The sequence below is a fragment of the Calothrix sp. 336/3 genome (assembly GCF_000734895.2).
In the GTDB taxonomy this organism is placed as follows: Bacteria; Cyanobacteriota; Cyanobacteriia; order Cyanobacteriales; family Nostocaceae; genus 336-3.
Window position 1 is genome coordinate 4447070 of record NZ_CP011382.1, and the last position, 19577, is coordinate 4466646.

General features: G+C 41.4%; 17 protein-coding genes and 1 pseudogene. 11 read left to right on the forward strand and 7 right to left on the reverse strand.

The features are described 5' to 3' along the window. Positions 1-10: 10 nt before the first annotated feature. The 4 genes from IJ00_RS18510 to IJ00_RS18525 all read right to left on the reverse strand — a co-directional run bounded on the left by IJ00_RS18510 (position 11) and on the right by IJ00_RS18525 (position 4034). Positions 11-1417, reverse strand: coding sequence for a DUF2079 domain-containing protein (locus tag IJ00_RS18510; RefSeq protein WP_035155389.1), 1407 nt, complete (start codon positions 1415-1417; stop codon positions 11-13). Positions 1418-1825: 408 nt separating this feature from the next. Beyond that, positions 1826-2194 carry an EamA family transporter gene (locus tag IJ00_RS18515; protein WP_035155390.1) on the reverse strand — a complete coding sequence of 123 codons (369 nt, stop codon included), beginning with the start codon at positions 2192-2194 and terminating at the stop codon, positions 1826-1828. 49 nt (positions 2195-2243) lie between these two features. Then, complete coding sequence (locus IJ00_RS18520) at positions 2244-3230, reverse strand: glycosyltransferase family 2 protein (RefSeq protein ID WP_046814859.1); 987 nt, start codon at positions 3228-3230, stop codon at positions 2244-2246. A 60-nt stretch (positions 3231-3290) separates the two neighbouring features. After that, positions 3291-4034, reverse strand: coding sequence for a bifunctional 2-polyprenyl-6-hydroxyphenol methylase/3-demethylubiquinol 3-O-methyltransferase UbiG (locus IJ00_RS18525; RefSeq protein ID WP_035155391.1), 744 nt, complete (start codon positions 4032-4034; stop codon positions 3291-3293). A 342-nt stretch (positions 4035-4376) separates the two neighbouring features. Between IJ00_RS18525 and IJ00_RS29435 the strand changes: the two genes are divergently transcribed. The 7 genes from IJ00_RS29435 (at position 4377) to IJ00_RS18555 (ending at position 9950) form a co-directional block, all read left to right on the forward strand. Next, positions 4377-4856, forward strand: a complete 480-nt coding sequence (locus IJ00_RS29435) for a hypothetical protein (protein ID WP_035155393.1) — start codon at positions 4377-4379, stop codon at positions 4854-4856. 60 nt (positions 4857-4916) lie between these two features. Beyond that, complete coding sequence (locus tag IJ00_RS18535; RefSeq protein ID WP_052754491.1) at positions 4917-5528, forward strand: L,D-transpeptidase; 612 nt, start codon at positions 4917-4919, stop codon at positions 5526-5528. Between the two features lie 284 nt (positions 5529-5812). After that, complete coding sequence (locus tag IJ00_RS18540; RefSeq protein WP_035155395.1) at positions 5813-7147, forward strand: IS701 family transposase; 1335 nt, start codon at positions 5813-5815, stop codon at positions 7145-7147. Between the two features lie 136 nt (positions 7148-7283). After that, positions 7284-7439 carry a hypothetical protein gene (locus IJ00_RS29150; protein WP_168163501.1) on the forward strand — a complete coding sequence of 52 codons (156 nt, stop codon included), beginning with the start codon at positions 7284-7286 and terminating at the stop codon, positions 7437-7439. Between the two features lie 73 nt (positions 7440-7512). After that, positions 7513-7893 carry a Spx/MgsR family RNA polymerase-binding regulatory protein gene (locus IJ00_RS18545; protein WP_046814860.1) on the forward strand — a complete coding sequence of 127 codons (381 nt, stop codon included), beginning with the start codon at positions 7513-7515 and terminating at the stop codon, positions 7891-7893. Positions 7894-7932: 39 nt separating this feature from the next. Continuing rightward, a complete protein-coding gene (locus IJ00_RS18550; RefSeq protein ID WP_082127446.1) occupies positions 7933-9132 on the forward strand; it encodes an ISAzo13 family transposase in 1200 nt (399 codons plus the stop codon). A 332-nt stretch (positions 9133-9464) separates the two neighbouring features. Continuing rightward, a complete protein-coding gene (locus IJ00_RS18555; RefSeq protein WP_046815030.1) occupies positions 9465-9950 on the forward strand; it encodes a hypothetical protein in 486 nt (161 codons plus the stop codon). 776 nt (positions 9951-10726) lie between these two features. On the opposite strand, the gene IJ00_RS18560 is transcribed toward IJ00_RS18555, so the two are convergent. Together IJ00_RS18560 and IJ00_RS30190 are read right to left on the reverse strand one after the other, a co-directional pair. Next, a complete protein-coding gene (locus IJ00_RS18560; protein WP_371259651.1) occupies positions 10727-12793 on the reverse strand; it encodes a CHAT domain-containing protein in 2067 nt (688 codons plus the stop codon). Beyond that, the gene (locus IJ00_RS30190; RefSeq protein WP_339366958.1) at positions 12769-13743 is read right to left on the reverse strand and encodes a tetratricopeptide repeat protein; all 975 of its coding nucleotides are present in this window, start codon (positions 13741-13743) and stop codon (positions 12769-12771) included. Before IJ00_RS30190 ends, IJ00_RS18560 begins: the two co-directional genes overlap by 25 nt. Before the next feature lie 180 nt (positions 13744-13923). On the opposite strand from IJ00_RS30190, the gene IJ00_RS18565 reads away from it, so the two are divergent. From IJ00_RS18565 to IJ00_RS18580, 4 genes are all read left to right on the forward strand, one after another. Further along, entirely contained in the window at positions 13924-14886 is a 963-nt protein-coding gene (locus IJ00_RS18565) for a ribonuclease Z (RefSeq protein WP_035155400.1), read from the forward strand. Between the two features lie 302 nt (positions 14887-15188). Beyond that, positions 15189-18467, forward strand: coding sequence for a virulence factor SrfB (locus tag IJ00_RS18570; protein WP_035155402.1), 3279 nt, complete (start codon positions 15189-15191; stop codon positions 18465-18467). 129 nt (positions 18468-18596) lie between these two features. After that, entirely contained in the window at positions 18597-18821 is a 225-nt protein-coding gene (locus IJ00_RS18575) for a hypothetical protein (RefSeq protein ID WP_035155405.1), read from the forward strand. Continuing rightward, a complete protein-coding gene (locus IJ00_RS18580) occupies positions 18811-19188 on the forward strand; it encodes a type II toxin-antitoxin system VapC family toxin (RefSeq protein WP_035155407.1) in 378 nt (125 codons plus the stop codon). The genes IJ00_RS18575 and IJ00_RS18580 overlap by 11 nt, the downstream gene beginning before the upstream one ends. Before the next feature lie 92 nt (positions 19189-19280). Here IJ00_RS18580 and IJ00_RS29715 read toward each other — a convergent pair. Then, positions 19281-19511 (reverse strand): annotated as a pseudogene (locus IJ00_RS29715) (type II toxin-antitoxin system HicB family antitoxin). Positions 19512-19577 lie beyond the last annotated feature (66 nt).

Below are 19577 nucleotides of genomic sequence, written 5' to 3' on the forward strand. Positions count from 1 at the left end.
CCGAATATAACTATTTCTTTGGCTGGGATTGCTTTCGCTGGGAAGTAAATAAATAAACCTCATCTTGAGCATATATCAAATTAAATTCTGGCTGATTTTTTAATTGTTTTACTAAATTAGTCGCAAAACCTCCACGACTCAGCCAATCGGGACGACAGGTGTTTAATAATATATAGTCAAACTCTTGCAGTTGTTCTGGTGAGGATTGGGGGTAAACTTCTTGAATAATTTGGCGATGGGATAAATGGGTGGCAATTTCTGCTGTCGTTGAAACACTTCCTGAGGTTTGAATTTGGGCGATCGCCTGATTTGTTGCTTGCCAGGTATGCAAACATTGTAGATATCTACCGCCAAAATGGGTATATTTTGCCAAACAGAGAAACGTCACTACAGACCATATAATAATGATTCTCGGACTTTTTACCCATGTCCGATTGGCAGCTAAACTGGCTATCAGCGCAACCATCAAAAATGGTAATGCGGGTAGTGAGTACTGATGCACCAAATCTTTTTGAGGTTGATAATCGGCAAGGATGTTAATTGCCACACAGGGAATAGCTGCAACTAAGGGGGGTAAAGCTACCCTAGAGATTCCCCAAATGACGGGTGATAGTAACAGAATCAGATAGCCAAAATTTTCCCATGACAAGATTTTGCCCCAAACCGCCCCCGGTTTCAGGATTAAATTCATCGCTATTTCCTGTACTGAATTTCCGAGGTAGGCAAAACGTCCGACTGCTGCTGCTTCCTTGCCACTGAAAGAGGGGATAATCACTTGGGTGCTAATTAAAAACCAGGAGATACCCAAAGCAATGGCGATCGCTCCACACCATCTACGTTTTTCAAAAATTAGTAACCATACTCCCATTGCCAAAACTGTTAGGGATAATACAGCTTTACAACTCAAAATCCAGATGACACTAGCAATAAATCCCCAGATTTTACCCGCTCTTGCCCATAATATGGCTGTAAAAAAGGCAGGTACCGCCATCACTTCTGGATGAAAATCAAATAAATTTACATTCAAAACTACTGGATACAATAGATAGGCAGCAACTATGGCGATCGCCTGTTTAGATACCAAACCTGCCTGTAAACATAAATACCATAATGGCAGGGCTGCCCCAGCTAGACTAATTGCTTGTAGAGCAAATAGCCAATAAACACTAGGATATATTTTATACAGTGCTGCTATAGGATAAAAAATAAATGCTGCATGATCACCTAGGATGTGATAACCCATGTAACTCGAAATAGGGTTTAACCCCTGGCTAATCAAATATACTGCTTGGTCAAAAATACCTAAATCAAAAGCTGTGGATTTGTATAATAGATGTCGTGCTACGCTGGTGACAAAAAAAACTAATGCACTGATGCTGATCATCCACGGAATTAAACGGGGCATTTTGTTAGTCATTGCATCTAGGTAATCGGTAAGCTCAATTTTTCCTCATTACAGTACCCGATTCAGATGCTTTAAGCAAAATATAGAGAAATCTGCTGGAAATTTGGAATATAAAATAGGTATTTGAGGGTGGATAAAAATAGAGTTGTTGACTAACTCAACCCAAATCAATCTCTGCAAATCTCCCTCCTATTGCCTTAACCAACTTTGGGGGTTTAAGTAAAGAGCTTCTATAAGCAGCGTGTTTTGTGTCGGGGTTTAAATCCCCATCATAAAGCGTAATTACAAATTACGAATGACGTTAGCGTTAGCTTCGCTATACTACGTAAACGCGCAGCGTGTCGCTCTGCGACTCAGCTCTCCCGAAGGGAGCATTACGAATTACGAATTACGAATTACGAATTATTTTAACCCAGTCATTTATTTTTGCCAGACAACTAAAATAACCCCTGTCACAATCAAACCTAAACCTGCTAGCCGAAATAAAGGAATAGATTCTTTAAAAATAAAATATCCTAAAACTACAGAGAAGACATACACTAAGGAAGCAGAAGGTCCGGCAACACTCAACTTGACTCTAGTTAATAATAAGATATAAGCTATTGCACCTAAGGCATAACAAGATAATCCGATTAACAGTTCTGGTATGGTGAGAATTCCGAAAATATGACTCACAGAATTAGCTAATTGAAATCTGCCTAATTTGGCAGCACCTAATTTTAAAAAAAACTGTCCGGCAACACTTGCCAAAACTGATGCCAAAAGTAAAAAAAATTCTTGTGGTGTCATACCATCCTATTTTTCAAAAGATTGCAATGCATAATTATCATAATGATGGTTACAAAGACATTTTATTAGGGTGACGAGAATTATCTGTTTGAGATAGGGCACTTAAACCCCCAACTTCTTTCACCGTATAAATTGGACGACCTTTGACTTCCTCATAAATTCGACCAATATATTCACCTAAAATACCAATACAAAATAATTGTACAGAACCCAGGAAAAACAAAGCAATCGTAATCAGGGTATATCCAATTAAGGGAGAAGCCAAGGAAGATAAACGCCAATAAAGAACCAGACAAATCATTAATAAAGCAATCACGGCTGAGGCTAAACCTAAATAGGTTGCCAGTCTCAGAGGGACTTGAGATAGGGAAATAATACCATTAATTGCCAATACCCAGGACTTATGAAAGGTATATTTGACTTCACCTGCAAAACGAGGATCGCGCTCAAAAAGCACACTAGTTTGACGAAAACCTACCCAAGCACGTAAACCACGAATATAACGATTACGTTCTGGCATCGCATTTAAAACATTTACCACTTGGCGATCCATTAAACAGAAATCGCCCGTATCTGGGGGAATATTGACATCGGATAGTAACTGCAAAATCCGGTAAAAAATATATGCGGTAAAACGTTTAAACCAATTTTCCTGCTTGCGAGATGTGCGTTGAGCGTAAACTACCTCATAGCCCTGATGCCACTTATTAATCATTCTAAAGATTAATTCTGGCGGATCTTGTAAATCTGCATCCATGACGATGATAGCTCGACCTTGAGCATGGTTTAAACCAGCTGTTACGGCGATTTGATGACCAAAATTGCGAGCAAAGCTCAGATAACGTACCCGTGGATCAGATTCATGGAATTCCCGCATCATGGAAAGAGAGCGATCGCGGCTGCCATCATCGATTAAAATCAACTCAGCATCACCGTCTAATTGCTCCATGACAATACTCAGACGTTTGTACATTTCCAAGAGATTCTCTTGTTCGTTATAGACGGGAATAATAATTGAGTAGATTGGTTGATTCACTGTAGTCTTATCTATACTTTTCTGATAAAGGGTCGTTATAAGTTAATAATCAAGATAGTCCTATTTCTGGGGTTTTTCTGCCACCATTAAAATAGAGACACCAAAAGGTAAGGGGAAAAGCTTCATTAAATAGCCCTCACTTGCAAATAAATGACTTAATAATTGATTGATAGGTTTCCTGGGGATAGTTAACTCACTAGTTTGAGATGGATTATCTTGAATATCCAGGATATTTTTCAACCAGCGAATAATTGCTACCACCGGAAATAAAAAGGTGTTGAAATAACTCCTATATTCAATGACATATCCGGCATTCTTCACTACTCGTGCTAAACTTCTCATCACATAACGACGTTTATGATGATTGATCACATCGTGTTGACTCCAGAGAAATTGATAAGCAGGAACTGTGATCAGTAATTTACCGCCCGGTTTGAGTCGAGAGAATATAGCTTGCAGTGCGGCTAAATCATCGTCAAGATGTTCTAAAACATCTAGCATTAAAATTAGATGGAATTGTTGATTAAAAGGAATATTATCTGGTAGGCTACCCAATTTGACTGGGGTAACACCTCTTTGATTCGCCAAGTGACAAGCACTCTCATCTAATTCCATTGCTGCTAACTCACCATGATTAGCTAACATTTGGAGATTGCCACCAGTTCCACAACCAACTTCGAGAATTTGCGGATGATTCGGTAATTTAATTTGAGAAATTCTTTGGTCGATAATACAGCGCCGACCAACAAACCACCAATGCTTGTCTTCTGTCGCTGCATACTGAAGGTAAAAGTCTTTTTCCATGGGTGGTTTCTGCGTTTTAGTGCTAGGAAGCGGGGGAAGGGTATCCCACACACTTCTTAACACTTTGCGTAACACAACTGGATGCAATAAAAAAACAATATTACTCTGTTCTGAGCATGATGACAATTACCTAGGCGAAAATGCAACAAAGACAGTATTTATCTGACAAATTCCTAAAATAATCTGGAAAATAGTCTTTTTTGAGCAACGGAAGTGGTAGATATAAAAGCATAAGTTGTCCTATCAGAGTTCTACCAACTTGAAAATTGGGTATTCAAATATCTGCGCCCAAATCAAGAGATTGATGCAATTTTTAATAATTTATTCAGGAACTTGACGATTATGTTGTCACACAAACAAGTTGTACCTTCCATCTTGCTGTTAACTTCTATTTCCGCAGGAAGTGCGATCGCAGCATCAGAAAATCCCTCACTCACCATTCCCACTCCTAAAGTCTGTAAACTGGCACAAATTGCCCAAGCAGAAGACCCTAAAGGGTTTGAAGATGGGAAAATAGTTGGTACTGTTTACAGTGTGGTCGGTGATGTCGTCTCCTTAGAACTTGAAGATGGTACCATCAGACATACTGGTTTAAGTCGCCAGGAACGTGCCCACATCGGACAAATCGTTGGTCGCAAAGTCGTAATTACAGATATCCCTTGCAATCGAGTCAAACTTGCTCCATACCCTATACCAGTCTCGAAACCAATTGAAGTTCCGAAGGTAGAACCCGCACCCGCACCCGCACCCATAGAAACACCTGCACCTGCACCCGCACCCATTGAAACACCCGCACCTGCACCAATTCCTCAAACTTGGTAAGGTTGTTACACTGTGCTAAAATCTATACTAGATTGAAGTAGGTATTAAAACAGTAAATTTATGGCGATGAGTTTGACTGGGAAGCTATTACAGAGATTTTTTTGTTTTTCCCTTTTGCTGACATCCTGGGGAGAGGTAGTAGTTATTACTCCTAGTCAAGCGATCGCCCAAGTGAATTCTCCTAGCAGTCAATTACCTGTAATCACTCCAGAAAAACCTTTACCGGATGTGATTACTCCTGGGAAACAACCACCGCAGACAACCCCCCCAGAAAATGCCACTTTCACCATCCGCTTAGTAGTCAAACGTCGCAAACGCAAAGTTGTTGTCTATCGGGGGCAAGAAATTTTAGCTACCTACCCTATCGCTGTTGGAAAACCTGGATGGGAAACACCCCTGGGTAATTTTCGGGTATTTAATATGGAAAAAGACCCGATTTTTAAAAGTTTTAAAACTGGGAAAATGATACCACCGGGACCAGAAAACCCCCTAGGAAATCGCTGGATTGGGATTTGGACAGATGGCAAAACTCAACTAGGTTTCCACGGGACAAATCAAGAATATTTGATTGGCAAAGCGGTATCCCATGGATGCATTCGTATGCGAAATCGGGATGTTATGGCACTGTATGAATTAGTCACAATTGGTACACATGTCACCGTAGAACCCTAGTACTGCTACGCGGAATTCGTAATTCGTAATTCGTAATTCGTAATTCGTAATTCGTAATTCTCCCTGCGGGAGAGCTAACGCTAACGCAATGCTCCCTGCGGGAGAGCTACGCTAACGTAATTACTTTACTGCAAGTGTTTCAGAAATTTGGAATAGGTGGTGTATTTTAGCCACCCTGTACTAGGAATCTTGATTATTGGGAGAAAAACCCCGCAAGTAATCCCTCTTTTGTTACTACGGGGAGAGTATAATCAGAAAAAAAGCAGACAAAGTAAGTAATAGGAATGGTTACGCCGCGCAGACAGCCAGTAAGCACAGTGGCATTCATAGATAACTACTGCCAGCACTATTATTCAGTATTTGAGGATGTGAGGCATTTTGAAGCTTTCAAATTCTTACATTTGGGCATAGTTTCAGAAATCCCGCGAAAAACCCTACCCCTAATAGCTAAAACAGTGGGGTTAAAAGATAGCCAAACACTACATCATTTTTTGAGAGATGCACTGTGGGATGTCAAAAAGTTAAGAGAAATTAGGCTGTGGTTGATCAAAAGGTTTATTGGAGAAAGAGAAATAATTTTATGTATTGACGAAACCGGGGATAAGAAAAAGGGAAAATCAACAGATTATGTGACTAGTCAATATATCGGAAACTTAGGCAAGACAGAGAATGGAATAGTATCTGTAAATGCTTATGGTGTAGTAGATGGGATTACTTATCCTCTAATGTTCCAAATATTTAAACCGAGAAATCGCTTAAGAGAAGGCGATAAATATAAGAGTAAACCCCAAATAGCAATAGAGATTATTCAAGAGTTGAAAGAATGGGGTTTCAAAATTAAATTAGTGTTAGCGGATAGCCTATATGGTGAGAGTGGAGATGTAATTAGATGTTTAGAAAAATTAGAACTAGAGTTTATCGTAGCAATTCGCTCCAATCATGGAGTGTTGATGCCCCCAGGAAGCCGAAAACGTTATAATCGCTGGAAAGCTTATGAGCAAAAGCTTTCACATCGTCAAACTGAAACTCGTTACTTGAGAGAAATTATTTTTGGTAAACGTCGCCGTACCAGATACTACCAAATCAGTAAGATGAATACACCCGACCCTACGGGAGATGAAAGTTGGTACATCATGACAAATTTATCAACTGATTTGTCACTGAATGTCGCGCAACTTTATAGTTTAAGAAATTGGATTGAATATGGTTTTAAACAAGTTAAGAATGAACTAGGTTGGGCTGATTTTCGTCTAACTGATTATGAAAGTATTGAACGCTGGTGGGAAATCATTTTTAGTGCTTACCTTTTCGTTAGCATTCAGGCTACTTATTTTCAACTTCATGTCCAAAATCAATCAACATCTAGTTCAGAATTACCTTCCTCAATAGACTTTAATAGTTCTCAATATAGTCAACATCCTAATTGGGAATCTGGTACCACATGGAAGAGTGCCTTAAATAATCTGAGATTGCTCATTCAACCCTATATTTTTTACTGTTTGATTCAACCTTGGCTCACAGTATTTAACATTCCTGGTATGAAGCGTTGCTTTTTGAAATTAATCAACTTTATGAATGATTTTCGCGCTTCTCCAGTCAGTTTCTCTGTTGCTAGTTGAACCTCTTGTCAATTTTTCTCTTCCTAAAGTAACAAAAGAGGGGTAATACCATTTCACGAAAATAGTGAAACAGATACAAACCCTGAAAGTCTGACTAGATAAGACTTTCTTAATTACGAATTACGAATTACGAATTATGAATTGGTATAACAAGGGTAGTAACAGCAAAATCGAGATAATTAACACCATTGTTGATGGTTCAATCTTCACCAAGTTTTTATCAGGTGGAGCCATAGAGTTAGGAAAATTTAGTTTGTGGATTCAGAGAGTCAAGAGAATCGCGATCGCGTAGTGAAACCGAGTTCTATTGCTATCCTTTTCCTTGGTATAATCATACCAAATTATAGTTAAATATACTGAAAATTATGTCTCTGAAAATCTATGGCATTCCCACCTGTAGCACCTGTAAAAAAGCTCTGCAATGGGTGCAAAGTCAAGGAGTTGTCCATGAATTCATCAATACTAAAGAACAAGCTCCCACCTCAGAAATGATTACAAGCTGGGTGAATTCTTTGGGTGCTTCCGCGCTGAAAAATACTTCTGGTTTATCCTACCGTTCTCTAGGAGCAGAAAAGAAAACATGGACAGATGCACAATGGATTACAGCCTTTGCTGAAGATGCTATGTTACTCAAACGCCCTCTTTTTGTGAAAGATGGAAATGCAGTCATGGCTGGATTTAAAGATAAAGATATGACAATAAGAGACCTCCACAGAATGATTGATCCTATGATGAGAGAAAGATAATTTCAGTGTGCAGCCTACCTCATGTCTCCAAAATCTATCATTCAACTCACCGAAAATCTAAAATCTCTTTACATCAAAACAGCGAAAAAACTCAAGGGAAGCGACCGACGACAATTCATGGCAGAAGTGGTCAAAGGGTTGGGAATAGGTGGACAGACTTTAGTAGAACGTGAATTGGGGTGGAATAGACGCACTATCCGTAAAGGGATGCAGGAGTTAGAGAGTGGTCAGCCTTTTATTGATGGTTTCGAGCGTAGTGGACGTAGGCGGGTGGAAACAAAATTACCAAACTTGTTGTCGGATATTAAATCTTTAGTAGACCCACAAAGCCAAACTGACCCCAGCTTTAAAAGTATCCGTTTATATACACGCATGACTGCAAGTGAAGTACGTCGTCAGCTAATTGAACAATGTGGTTATAGTGACGAAGAACTACCTTCATCAGAGACAATTCGACGACGATTGAATGATTTGGGTTATACCTTAAAACGAGTTCTTAAAACTAAGCCTACCAAGAAGATTCCAGAAACAGAAGCCATTTTTGAACAAGTCGAGCAAATCAATACTGAAGCTGATAATGATCCTCATACTCTGCGAATCTCCATTGATGCGAAGGTGGCAGTTAAAGTTGGAGAATTTGACAGAGGTGGAAAAACTCGCGTACCGACTATCTCCCTAGACCATGATTTTGCTCCAGAAACAACCCTTATTCCCTACGGAATTTTTTTACCTGAATACAACGAATTATTTCTATTTTTCGTTTCTTCAAAATTGACTGCTGATTGTATTGTTGACATAGTTGAAAGCTGGTGGCAAAGCATTAAACATCGATTTACTCACATTCAAAAACTGGTAATTAATCAAGATAATGGACCAGAAAATCATTCCCGTCGTACCCAATTCATGAAGCGCATTATTGACTTTGCTACATCGTCTAAACTGTCATTGCAACTTGCTTATTATCCCCCTTATCATAGCAAATATAATCCAGTGGAGCGTTGTTTTGGCTGGTTAGAGCAGCATTGGAATGGTAGTTTAGTTGACACTGTTGAAGCGGTACTGAATTTCGCTAAAACCCTTACCTTTAAAGGACAAAATCCAGTGGTGACTCTAGTTGAAAAAGTCTATTCTACTGGGGTTAAGCTGACAAACAAAGCGATGGCGGAAGTCGAAAAACAGATTTATCGTCTTCCCAATCTCAGAAAATGGTTTGTGGAAGTTTTTGCTAAACCAGCATAACCACTGGATCATCTTTTTTGTGGAGTTCTCTAATTCGTCAGTTATTAACAACATCATAAATGCCGTATTCTCAAGGAAGAGAAAAGTGAAAAATGGTAATTTTTGAGACGATAAATTATGGCATAAAATTAAGCATTTATACTAAAAGCTTGGGCAAATGTCTTTATATCTAGACATGGTATTTTCCGGCAGTAACCTCTTCAAAAATAGAAACTATAATTAAATTTATCCAAAGAAAATACTTTATTCCCAAGCTTGCGAGGAGAACAAGTGTGAGTCAGAGTCAAGACGATTCCAACAAGTGGTGGGCTGCTTTTTCAAGTCTGGCTTTTATGGAAGGCATTCTGTTAGTAATGTTGTTTACTCGACGAAATTCTGCATTCCTAATAGCGGCATTGATTTTTATTGGCATACTGATGTTTTTAATGCCACGTATGGATGATGTTGTTGCCATGACTTTTGATAGAGAAAAAATCGACACAAAAATCAACTCTATCAATAAAAAGCTGGGTACGACAAAAACGAGAGCAGATAAGATTTTCACCCTTTCCATGTCAGACTATATGTATAAAACCCTGCAAAAAATTAACTCAGGGAATTATGGCAGTTATGAAATGACATCAAGAATGGAGAGAGAGCTTTATCATTTACGAGATGTTGGCTACATTGATGACATAGAAGAAATTCGTGATATCCCCTATAAAGGAAGTAACCTTTCTAATTACCTTAAAATCACTTCTCTTGGTAAGCAATTTGTGGAAATGCGTAAAAGTGTAGAAGATGAAAATAATAAGGACGGTAATAAGAGTAAAAATTAGCTAAAGGGTAGGCTGTTGACTCTGTGCCTTTGTCGAGTGATAAATTCATACAAAAACCGTGAGGGGAAAAACTTGTTCCAAGACTCTGGCTTGGAATACAGTGATTGGAAGCTCTGCTTCCTGATTCGAGGCAGAGCCTCGTGGAATGCCTTCCCACGCGGAGCATGGGAACGAGAAAATCACAAAAACTGCATGAACTAAATATGGATAAATCCCAACAAAGTACACAGCCCATAGCGTGAGTTCGACGGTTCGAGCTAATATGTACCGGGTTGAGTTTAAAGATGACGTGAGTTCGACGGTTCGAGCCAGCGATTAAAAATTGCCATCTAATAGCTCAATTCCTCTACAAGATGACTGATAGCAAAGGATTCGATTTGTATTTCGAGTCCATTTTTAATTGACTTTGGATGTTAGACGGGGATTTATAATACCGATTCAAAAAATGTTTACGACAGATACCCCACCCGCCCTATCGGGCACCCTCCCCGATTTCGGGCAGAACTGAGGAGGGGTTTTGTCCATGTGTCGTATTGTTTTTTCAAATTGGTATAATCCTCGTTGGGGCAGTTTTTTATCGATTTGTCGAAGTATCCAAGCTCATCGAAATCACGTTCGATAGTGTGTTAGAAGTAGGTTGGTTTGTAGCTTGCTTCCCGAAGGGTACAAAGTGAAGCCCCAAAACCAATATATACATTGGGTGGCTCAGATCATGTTGGGTTACGCAAAACCTCCACCCAACCTACAATGCTTACTCATTACTCATTACTTATTTTTTACTCCGCTTCCCCAATTAGGGTAAAAGCTGCCCAAGAACTGGGATTAGGGTGCTGTTTCATCGTCGTTAACATTGCCTGTCGCAGCGCCTGGGCTTTATCGGGGCTTTTTTGCAGATTTTGATAAAATTCCGTCATTAACTCGGCTGTAGGCGCGTCAGGAACCGCCCAGAGAGATACTAAGACACTGGGTACACCGGCGGTAATGAGGGAGCGAGATAAACCAATTACCCCATCCCCAGAAATCTTACCTCTTCCGGTATCGCAAGCACTTAAAACTACTAGTTCAGCGTTGAGTTTTAAATCCAGGATTTCCCCTGCTGTTAATAAACCATCTTCTTTTTCGTTATTTTTATTACCTGCATTACCAGATGATGGGGTGAGAGCAATGCCACTATTTAAACCTTGAATGTCGTCAAATAATCCGTGGGTAGCTAAGTGAATCAATCGTGCTTGGGGTAGGCGTTTGCTGACTTCTATTTCCGTGGCTTTGTTGCCAATTAGGGCTTGGGTTTTGAATAATTTCGCAATGGCTTTGGCTTCCCGTTCCGTACCCGGTAGGGGTGATAATTGTTGCGGTGCTTCGCCAATTTTCGGTGGTACGAAAGGCATCGTGGGATTACCGACAATCAGCGCGTTATTGGTTTGGATGGGTTTGTTACCGATGCGTTGTTTTTGTTTGCGGGTTAAATCGAGAACCTGAATCGAGGGGGAGGTGAGAATTGTGTGTTTTTCGATTAAATATTTCCCGTCTTTATCCCGGAGTGCGGGGAAGGGAACGAGGAATAGGCTACTTTGAGGAATGAATGTAACTCTGTCGCTAGGGTTTCTGGGTAATAAATCAGCGATGGGGTCGATTAATAATTCGTGGAGACGTTTGAGTTTATTGGCTGCTTTGGGTGTGTCGGGGTTTTGGGAAACAATAATAGTACGAAAAGCTGTGCCTCTTGCACCAATGGATTCACGACTGGTGGTGGTAAGACGATCTAAATTAGTATTTTCTTTTTGCCACAAGGGTTTTAAATCAACTTTGCGGAAGGTGATTTCCCCCGTGGGTTTAATCACCCAGATATATAATTCCGATTCTTTGGCTTCTTCTTTCCCATTGATTTTGAATTCGTTATAAATAATTGAATATTGAAGGAGGGTAGAATTTTGGGCTTTGGCAATTTGTTTAATTTGGTCAATGGTTGGTTCTGTGGGGGTAATATTGAGACGGCTAGCCAGTAAATCCACAAAAGCCCTAGCGCGTCCATTTTCCGCCACTTCTAAAGCGGCATCAGGTTGATTTTGGGCAATGTAGACTTGTTGTAAAGTACGATAGGTGCGTGCCTGTTCCTCAAAAATGGAGATTTTAAACTCATCTTTCCCTTGTCTACCGTGTTGAGACTTCCAAACCTCAATCCCCTGTTTTAATACCTTTTGGGCTTCTGCAAGATCCCCCGATTTGAACAAAGTAGCTCCCAGATTATTTAGGGCAGCACCTTCACCATTTTTGTCGCCGATTTGTTTGGCGATCGCTAAACCTTGTTGGAGGAGCTCAATCGCTTTTTTAGAGTCTCCTAGGAAATAGTAAGCATTTCCCAGATTCCGCAAAGCACCACCAACACCAGCTTTGTTGTCGATTTGTTTGAAAATTGCTAAACCTTGCTGATGGAACTCAATGGCTTTTTGATAGTCCCCTAGGGAATGGTAAGCATTTCCCAGATTTCCCAAGATAGTACCTTCACCAGCTCTGTCACCGATTTGTTTGAAAATTGCTAAACCTTGTTGGAGGAACTCAATGGCTTTTTGATAGTCCCCTAGGGAATGGTAAGCATTTCCCAGATTCCCCAAGGCTTTACCAACACCAGCTTTGTCGCCGATTTGTTGGGCGATCGCTAAACGTTGTTGGTGGAATTCAATGGCTTTTTGATAGTCCCCTAGGGAATGGTAAGCACTTCCCAGATTCCCCAAGGCACGACCTTCACCTGCTTTATCGCCGATTTGTTTGGCGATCGCTAAACCTTGCTGATGGAACTCAATGGCTTTTTGATAGTCCCCTAGGGAATAGTAAGCAATTCCCAGATTTCCCCTTGCTGATGGAACTCAATGGCTTTTTGATAGTCCCCTAGGGAATAGTAAGCAATTCCCAGATTTCCCAAGATAGTACCTTCACCAGCTCTGTCACCGATTTGTTTGAAAATTGCTAAACCTTGTTGGAGGAACTCAATGGCTTTTTGATAGTCCCCTAGGGAATGGTAAGCATTTCCCAGATTCCCCAAGGCTTTACCAACACCAGCTTTGTCGCCGATTTGTTGGGCGATCGCTAAACGTTGTTGGTGGAATTCAATGGCTTTTTGATAGTCCCCTAGAGAATCGTAAGCAGTTCCCAGATTCCCCAAGGCACGACCTTCACCAGCTTTGTCGCCGATTTGCTTGGCGATCGCTAAAGATTGTTGGTGGAACTCAATGGCTTTTTTATAGTTCCCTAGGGAATAGTAAGCATTTCCCAGATTTCCCAAGGCACGACCTTCACCAGCTTTGTCGCCTATTTCTTTAGCAATTGCTAAAGATTGTTGGTGGAAGTCAATGGCTTTTTGATAGTCCCCTAGGGAATCGTAAGCAGCTCCCAGATTCTGCAAGGCAGTACCTTCACCAGCTTTGTCGCCGATTTGTTTGAAAATTGCTAAAGATTGTTGGTGAAACTCAATCGCTTTTTGATAGTCCCTTAAGTCACGGTAAGCAACTCCCAGATTCCCCAATGCGGTACCTTCACCCTGACGGTCTTTAATTTCCCGGTAGATTTTTAACGCTTGCTCCCAAGACTGCAACGCGGCGGTAAATTGACTGGTTTGATACTGCTTAATACCCTGCTGCAATAACCGATCAGCCTCAGCTTTTCGTGCATCTGCTGTTTGTGCCAAAACTTGGGGTGTAATTAATAGTGATGGAAAATTAGCAACGGGTAGGGCAACGGTTAACAACAGTGTCATCAATGCAGTTAAACTAACTTGGCGACGATGGTAGTGTTTCATAGTCTGGGAATGACAGGATTTAACTATATATATTTATCAGTCCCAGAGGGGTATGCAAATTAGTCATTGTGGCTTCATACCCAGCGATCGCCTTTTGGTCGGGGTCACTAATGGGGATTCTCTTTAAGAGATAATGATATTTGACACACCCTTTAATTTTAAAAGAGGTAGGCAGACGCTGTGCAGATAACATTCTTAGGGACGAGTTCCGGGGTACCCACGCGATCGCGCAATGTTTCCAGTGTCGCCCTGAGATTACCACAACGAGCAGAGTTTTGGCTGTTTGACTGCGGAGAAGGAACTCAGCATCAATTACTACGCAGTGATTTAAAAACCAGTCAACTCTCCCGAATTTTTATCACCCATATGCACGGTGATCATATCTTCGGTTTGATGGGTTTACTTGCTAGTTGTGGTTTAGCTGGCAATATTGAACGTGTTGATATCTATGGACCTCCAGGACTACAAGAATATCTGCAAGCCGCTTCCCGTTACTCCCACACTCACTTTTCCTACCCGATGAAAATCCATGCGGTGCGTCCGGGGATAGTTTACGAAGATGAGGATTTTACGGTAACTTGTGGTCTTTTACATCACCGCATTCCTGCCTTTGGGTATCGTATTGCGGAAAAAGACCGTTCTGGGCGTTTTGATGTGGAAAAAGCCAAAGCCCTAGGTATACCTTCCGGTCGGGTTTACGGTCAACTCAAGCGGGGTGAAACTGTTACTTTAGATGATGGTAGAGTCATTGATGGTCGGGAACTCTGCGGACCCACGGAAATAGGACGTAAAATTGCTTACTGTACTGATACTGTGTACTGTGATGGAGCGGTGGCATTAGCGGAAGATGTAGATGTCTTAATTCATGAGGCAACCTTTGCCCATCAAGATGCAGAAATGGCATTTCAGCGCCTCCATTCTACCTCTACCATGGCAGCCCAAACTGCCCTTGTTGGTGGGGCACACCGTTTAATTATGACCCATTTCAGCCCGCGCTATGCCCCAGGTAATCAAATAGAACTGAAAGATTTGCTACAAGAAGCACGAGCGATTTTCCCCAATACCCACATGGCACATGATTTTATGACCTACGATGTACCTAGGCGAAGGGAAGAGAAATTAGCTACAGCGATCGCCTCCTGAAATTACCCATTCAGGCAAAATAAAAGCGCCAGTGAATACGGTGTCAAAGCTGGCGCTGGCGTTATCGATTATGCGGACTCTCATATTAAGTAAAGTATTAATTATGCGCCAAGGGACGATACCCCTAAAGGGTTAAACCCCCTATTGATTTGAGCTTTGATACTGCCATTTTTAGGACTAGTGGATAAAGCAAATATTAAGTCTGTGACGGTAGGCAAAAAGCATTTTCCCAAAACATTAAGATAATAATTGATACTCCAGCAATCCGGTTTTGAGACGACAGATTCCAGGAATACTTAGCAATGCCAGTTAAAATCGAACTATTTAGTCGCTATCAACTCAGAACAAATCTCAACGATTCTTCCCTGTTACTACTTCCCGGAATCGAAATCAAACCTACCCATAATATTAATTTTCCCCATATTTCCCGAATTCAAATCACTGTCACAGGAACACCTGGTGATTTAGCGGCAAATATGCAAAATGCTTATATGAGCGTAGATTTTGGTACGATTAAGTTACTGAGATTGACGAGTCCCCAGCGACTGAGACAGAACGAATGCCGTTGGCATCAGCCTTTACCAGTGGGTGTAAATTGTCACCTGAACGTGACTGTAGAATATTATGACCCAGATGTGCGAGGCAGCGCAGATTTATCCCAGAGTCACCTTGCCACAGCAGATTGTCTGATTTGGACGTATCCTGTAGAAGAGCAACCTGTAACTGAAGTGGTGGTGAATCCTGTGGCAGAGAAAAAACCAGAAATTACCTATCCGGGATGGTTTGCCATTGATTTTGGCACTTCTAACTCTACAGTTACACTCTACGACCCCAAGGTGATTGTTACACCCCACAGTTTACCAGCAGAGCAGGAATCTAGATTGCGCGATCGCCTATTGCCATGGATTGATGCACGTCCCCAGGATGACATCCCGGGAGTGAGTCAGGAAGCGTGGGTACAGGAGTGGCAAAGGTTTCTCACAGAACTCAGTAAAAACTTGCAGGAGTTGGGTTCGGTAAATGTGCAAAATATTCAGGGTGAGCAACTGCTGGAAGTGGTGCGACAGGTGGAAATCTCTCTGAGTAAGCGTTTACCCTGGTTTCGTCGTGCTTCTAGTAAACGTCTCAATCAAATTTACCACGAAGTTTTTCGCGTGCCACCCCTGGAATGGCAAAGTTTGATACCTGTGGAGTTGGATAAAACTCGGCGGTTGAGTGAGATTTCTAGTGAGTTGGAAGTCACCAATTTACAGCCAGAATTACAGGTAAGTTTAGGGGATATTGCCAAACAGCACCGTCTGGATGCAATTAGAAATGGGGAAGCTATTGAGGGACGATTTTTGCACTCTCCCAAGCGCTATTTTGGACAGGAGCGTACTTTTAGTATGAATCTCCAGGGGGAAATTGCCAGTATTCCTGTTAATCAATTACTCCAAGCTGCTTACTCTCACCTGATTGAATTAACAGAAAAGTATCGTCAAAGTTCTGGCAAATGTTCCCAAGGAAAATTTTATCGCGCCGTTGTCACCTACCCCACCATTGCTTCCCCCTTCATTCGCCGAGAAATTGAGCAGTTGGTGAAGCAGCTAGATATTGCCGATGTGCAAATGGCTTATGATGAAGCGGTATCCGTGGCAATTTTCTTTCTCTGGCGAGAATTTGGCGGTGATTTGAATGTGGGAATTGAGTCATTCAAAACTCGCTGTCGTCATGATGGGGAAAAATGGTGGCAAAATGTCTTGGTGTTAGATATCGGGGGAGGAACAACGGATTTAGCTTTAATTCGTCTAACTTTGGAAGAAATTAACCCCTTTGAGGTAGGAGAAGATCGGGGAGACGGGGGACGTTATTATAAATTAACTCCCAAATTACTTGGTTCCTCAGGGCATTTACAATTGGGGGGAGAATTAATTACCCTACGTTTATTCTTACTTCTGAAAGCTGCCGTTGCTGACTGTTTACTGAGTGCAGTTGCCGAGGATGTCATCCCCAAGAATACCTTAAAAGTACAACCGGAAGAATTGAGCGATCGCTTCCTTGATAACGGTAAATTCCAACCGGGAACCCTCCTGGGTTGTGTAGATAGTGAAGTCAGGGAAGGAGAAGCATATAAAGAAGCGCTCAATGATGCAGAAAAAGTGATTCCGACGCGCTGGAAAAATCAACCTTCCCGGTTACAAAGCTTTTATACCCTCTGGGAATATGCAGAAACAGTCAAACAACAACTCGGTCAAAAGCATAGCACCGCAGGTAACTTTATTCTCGATGGGGAACAAATCGCCGAGTTACTCGCACAAAATGACATTAATCTACCCCAGGGTGTGATTGGGAGTTTGCAAGTTACCCTCACCCCCGACCAGTTTACCAGAGCAGTTGCCCCCGTAGTCCGAGAAGCCATCAGTATTGCCCAAGGGTTAATTAATAGTGCTTTTAATAATAATCAAGAACAGGTAGATTGGTTAATTCTCTCCGGAAAAACCTGTAATTTACAACTTGTAGAAACAGAACTTTACCGCGTCTTCAGTCAGTCACCCCATTTTCTCTGGAATGCGGAGCGAGTCACCTTTGAACCAGAATATACCAAACTTGCCACCTCCGCCGGTGCTTGTTTTGCTGAAAAATTACGACAGTTGAGTTTCTCCCCCCAACAGGCAAAAGAATTGCTGAAAAAAGGAGCTAACCAACTATATATAGATGTGAAAAATCTCTTCTATTTTCTCCCTTGTTCCTTTGTGCGGGAAGTAATTGGCGGTACACCCGACCCGATTTTCCATGCTGGACAAGAATTGTATCAGCTTTCTGCCACCGATAACCTTGCTAAATATCGCAGTGCTTGGTTAGGAATGCAATTAACTAATAATATCCGTCGCCAAGACTTCGAGAACATGAAATTACAACTATGGGGTAGTTATAACGGCGATGCTTTAATGAAAAAATTGGGAATGTCTGAAGACGACTTCAAAAATCATATCTTCGTGCAATTTGAAATCAATCAAAAACTCGACATTGATTTACTATTGTGTCACGACAAACCCCACTATCTTATCCCTAACCATCTTCCCAGTTTAGACGCCGCCGCCGCCATTGGTGTCTCCTCAGTAATTACCGCATCCGGTACCATCATCTGTGATATTGCCGTTAACGTTGCCGAATCGGCGATCGCCCTCAAAACCGACGCTCACACCCTGATATTTGATAGCAACCAAGACTACAGCAAACAACTTCAAAACTTCCGCTCCTCCGATAAATCATCCCCAGAAGAGGGATTAATTAGCGAACTTCCACCCTTTCCCGCTAGTGGCAAACATTCCTTCTACTTCCAATTCCGTAACCCCGAATCCAACACCTGGGAACTCATCGGTGAATTACCCCAACCCCAAATCACCAGCGAATATCCCTGTAAATACTACGTCACCCTGAATCAACAAGGTATAATCCGTATCCATCCCTTTGAAGTTCCCTATTTCATCAGCACCAGTGTCGAGTGTTTACAACAACCCGGATGTGTCTTTCGAGACAGCCTTCAACCCCAATCAAATAACGTCGAAACAGAGCGCGATCCCTTCTGTGGGGTGCATTGAGGAGTAATCGATGGTTGTCATTGAATCTATTGAGTTGGCAGGGCGATCGCCAAGAAATTTGTCGATTAAAAAATTATTTCGAGAAATGTTGCTATTTATAATAAGGGTGATAGATATAAAGTCTTAGAAATGAAAGTTATAAAACTGGCGGCAGTTATTGATGATTTGGGACACTTACACCTTGATATTCCCACCGAATTATCATCTGGTGCTGTTGATGTGATTGTCGTTGTCAACCCAAGCACCGCAGATACTACTCAGATGAAATCCTACGATTTTTCTGATTTAGCAGGACGTTTGAGTTGGCAGGGTGATAGCATCGCAGAAACAAGGAAGTTACGGGATGAGTGGTAAACGTTACCTGCTGGACACAAATGCCATAGTTGCCTTATTAAATGCTTCTCCAGCGTTGGTGACATTATTGCAAAGCGCCGAATGGGTGGGAATTTCCGTCATTAGTAAAATTGAATTTTTAGCGTTTTCTGGGCTAAATGAAAGCGATTGCAATCTATTTGAAGAGTTTCTCAAGCGTGTCGAGGTAATTGACTTAGCTACTAGTAATAATTTACTAATCGAACAGATTATTAACGTCCGGTTGCAATATCGGGTAAAACTCCCAGACGCGATTATTGCTTCAACAGCACTTCAAGTAGGGGCTAGTCTAGTAACAGGCGATCGCGAATTAAATCAAGTCACAAGTTTGACAGTAATTAGCTGGTAATACAACCTGAAAAATCAAATATCCGTTTACTTATCGGGTGACTTGACCATCTCATTTTAAGGTTTTTAGCATTACGTAATCACCAACTCAGCTTAAGCAACTTGCAACGGTTTTGTCGGTAGCATTCTCAGTTCTGGTAGTGCTTTATTCTCTTCCTTCAACATCTCCACAAAAGTCTCAATTACTTCCTGACCATTTGTAGCTGCTTCTTCATAAGTCCTACCGTGGGTATGAAACTGTTACCAGGGGAACTCAGGCAAATTTACCAAAAAAAGTCCATCTTCCTCTGACCATTGAATTACCATGCTGTAGCGATCGCTCATTCTTCTTTTTCCTGTTTTTCTTCGTTTTCCGTTTTTTCCATTTATTCCAGTGTTTTCAGCACCCGT

Coding starts and splice junctions, on each gene's coding strand:
- IJ00_RS30190 (WP_339366958.1), bottom strand. CDS start 13,743: ATGAAACACTACCATCGTCGCCAAGTTAGTTTAACTGCATTGATGACA.
- IJ00_RS18510 (WP_035155389.1), bottom strand. CDS start 1,417: ATGACTAACAAAATGCCCCGTTTAATTCCGTGGATGATCAGCATCAGT.
- IJ00_RS18545 (WP_046814860.1), top strand. CDS start 7,513: ATGTCTCTGAAAATCTATGGCATTCCCACCTGTAGCACCTGTAAAAAA.
- IJ00_RS18535 (WP_052754491.1), top strand. CDS start 4,917: ATGGCGATGAGTTTGACTGGGAAGCTATTACAGAGATTTTTTTGTTTT.
- IJ00_RS18525 (WP_035155391.1), bottom strand. CDS start 4,034: ATGGAAAAAGACTTTTACCTTCAGTATGCAGCGACAGAAGACAAGCAT.
- IJ00_RS18570 (WP_035155402.1), top strand. CDS start 15,189: ATGCCAGTTAAAATCGAACTATTTAGTCGCTATCAACTCAGAACAAAT.
- IJ00_RS18580 (WP_035155407.1), top strand. CDS start 18,811: ATGAGTGGTAAACGTTACCTGCTGGACACAAATGCCATAGTTGCCTTA.
- IJ00_RS18515 (WP_035155390.1), bottom strand. CDS start 2,194: ATGACACCACAAGAATTTTTTTTACTTTTGGCATCAGTTTTGGCAAGT.
- IJ00_RS18555 (WP_046815030.1), top strand. CDS start 9,465: ATGGAAGGCATTCTGTTAGTAATGTTGTTTACTCGACGAAATTCTGCA.
- IJ00_RS29435 (WP_035155393.1), top strand. CDS start 4,377: ATGTTGTCACACAAACAAGTTGTACCTTCCATCTTGCTGTTAACTTCT.
- IJ00_RS18575 (WP_035155405.1), top strand. CDS start 18,597: ATGAAAGTTATAAAACTGGCGGCAGTTATTGATGATTTGGGACACTTA.
- IJ00_RS29150 (WP_168163501.1), top strand. CDS start 7,284: ATGAATTGGTATAACAAGGGTAGTAACAGCAAAATCGAGATAATTAAC.
- IJ00_RS18540 (WP_035155395.1), top strand. CDS start 5,813: ATGGTTACGCCGCGCAGACAGCCAGTAAGCACAGTGGCATTCATAGAT.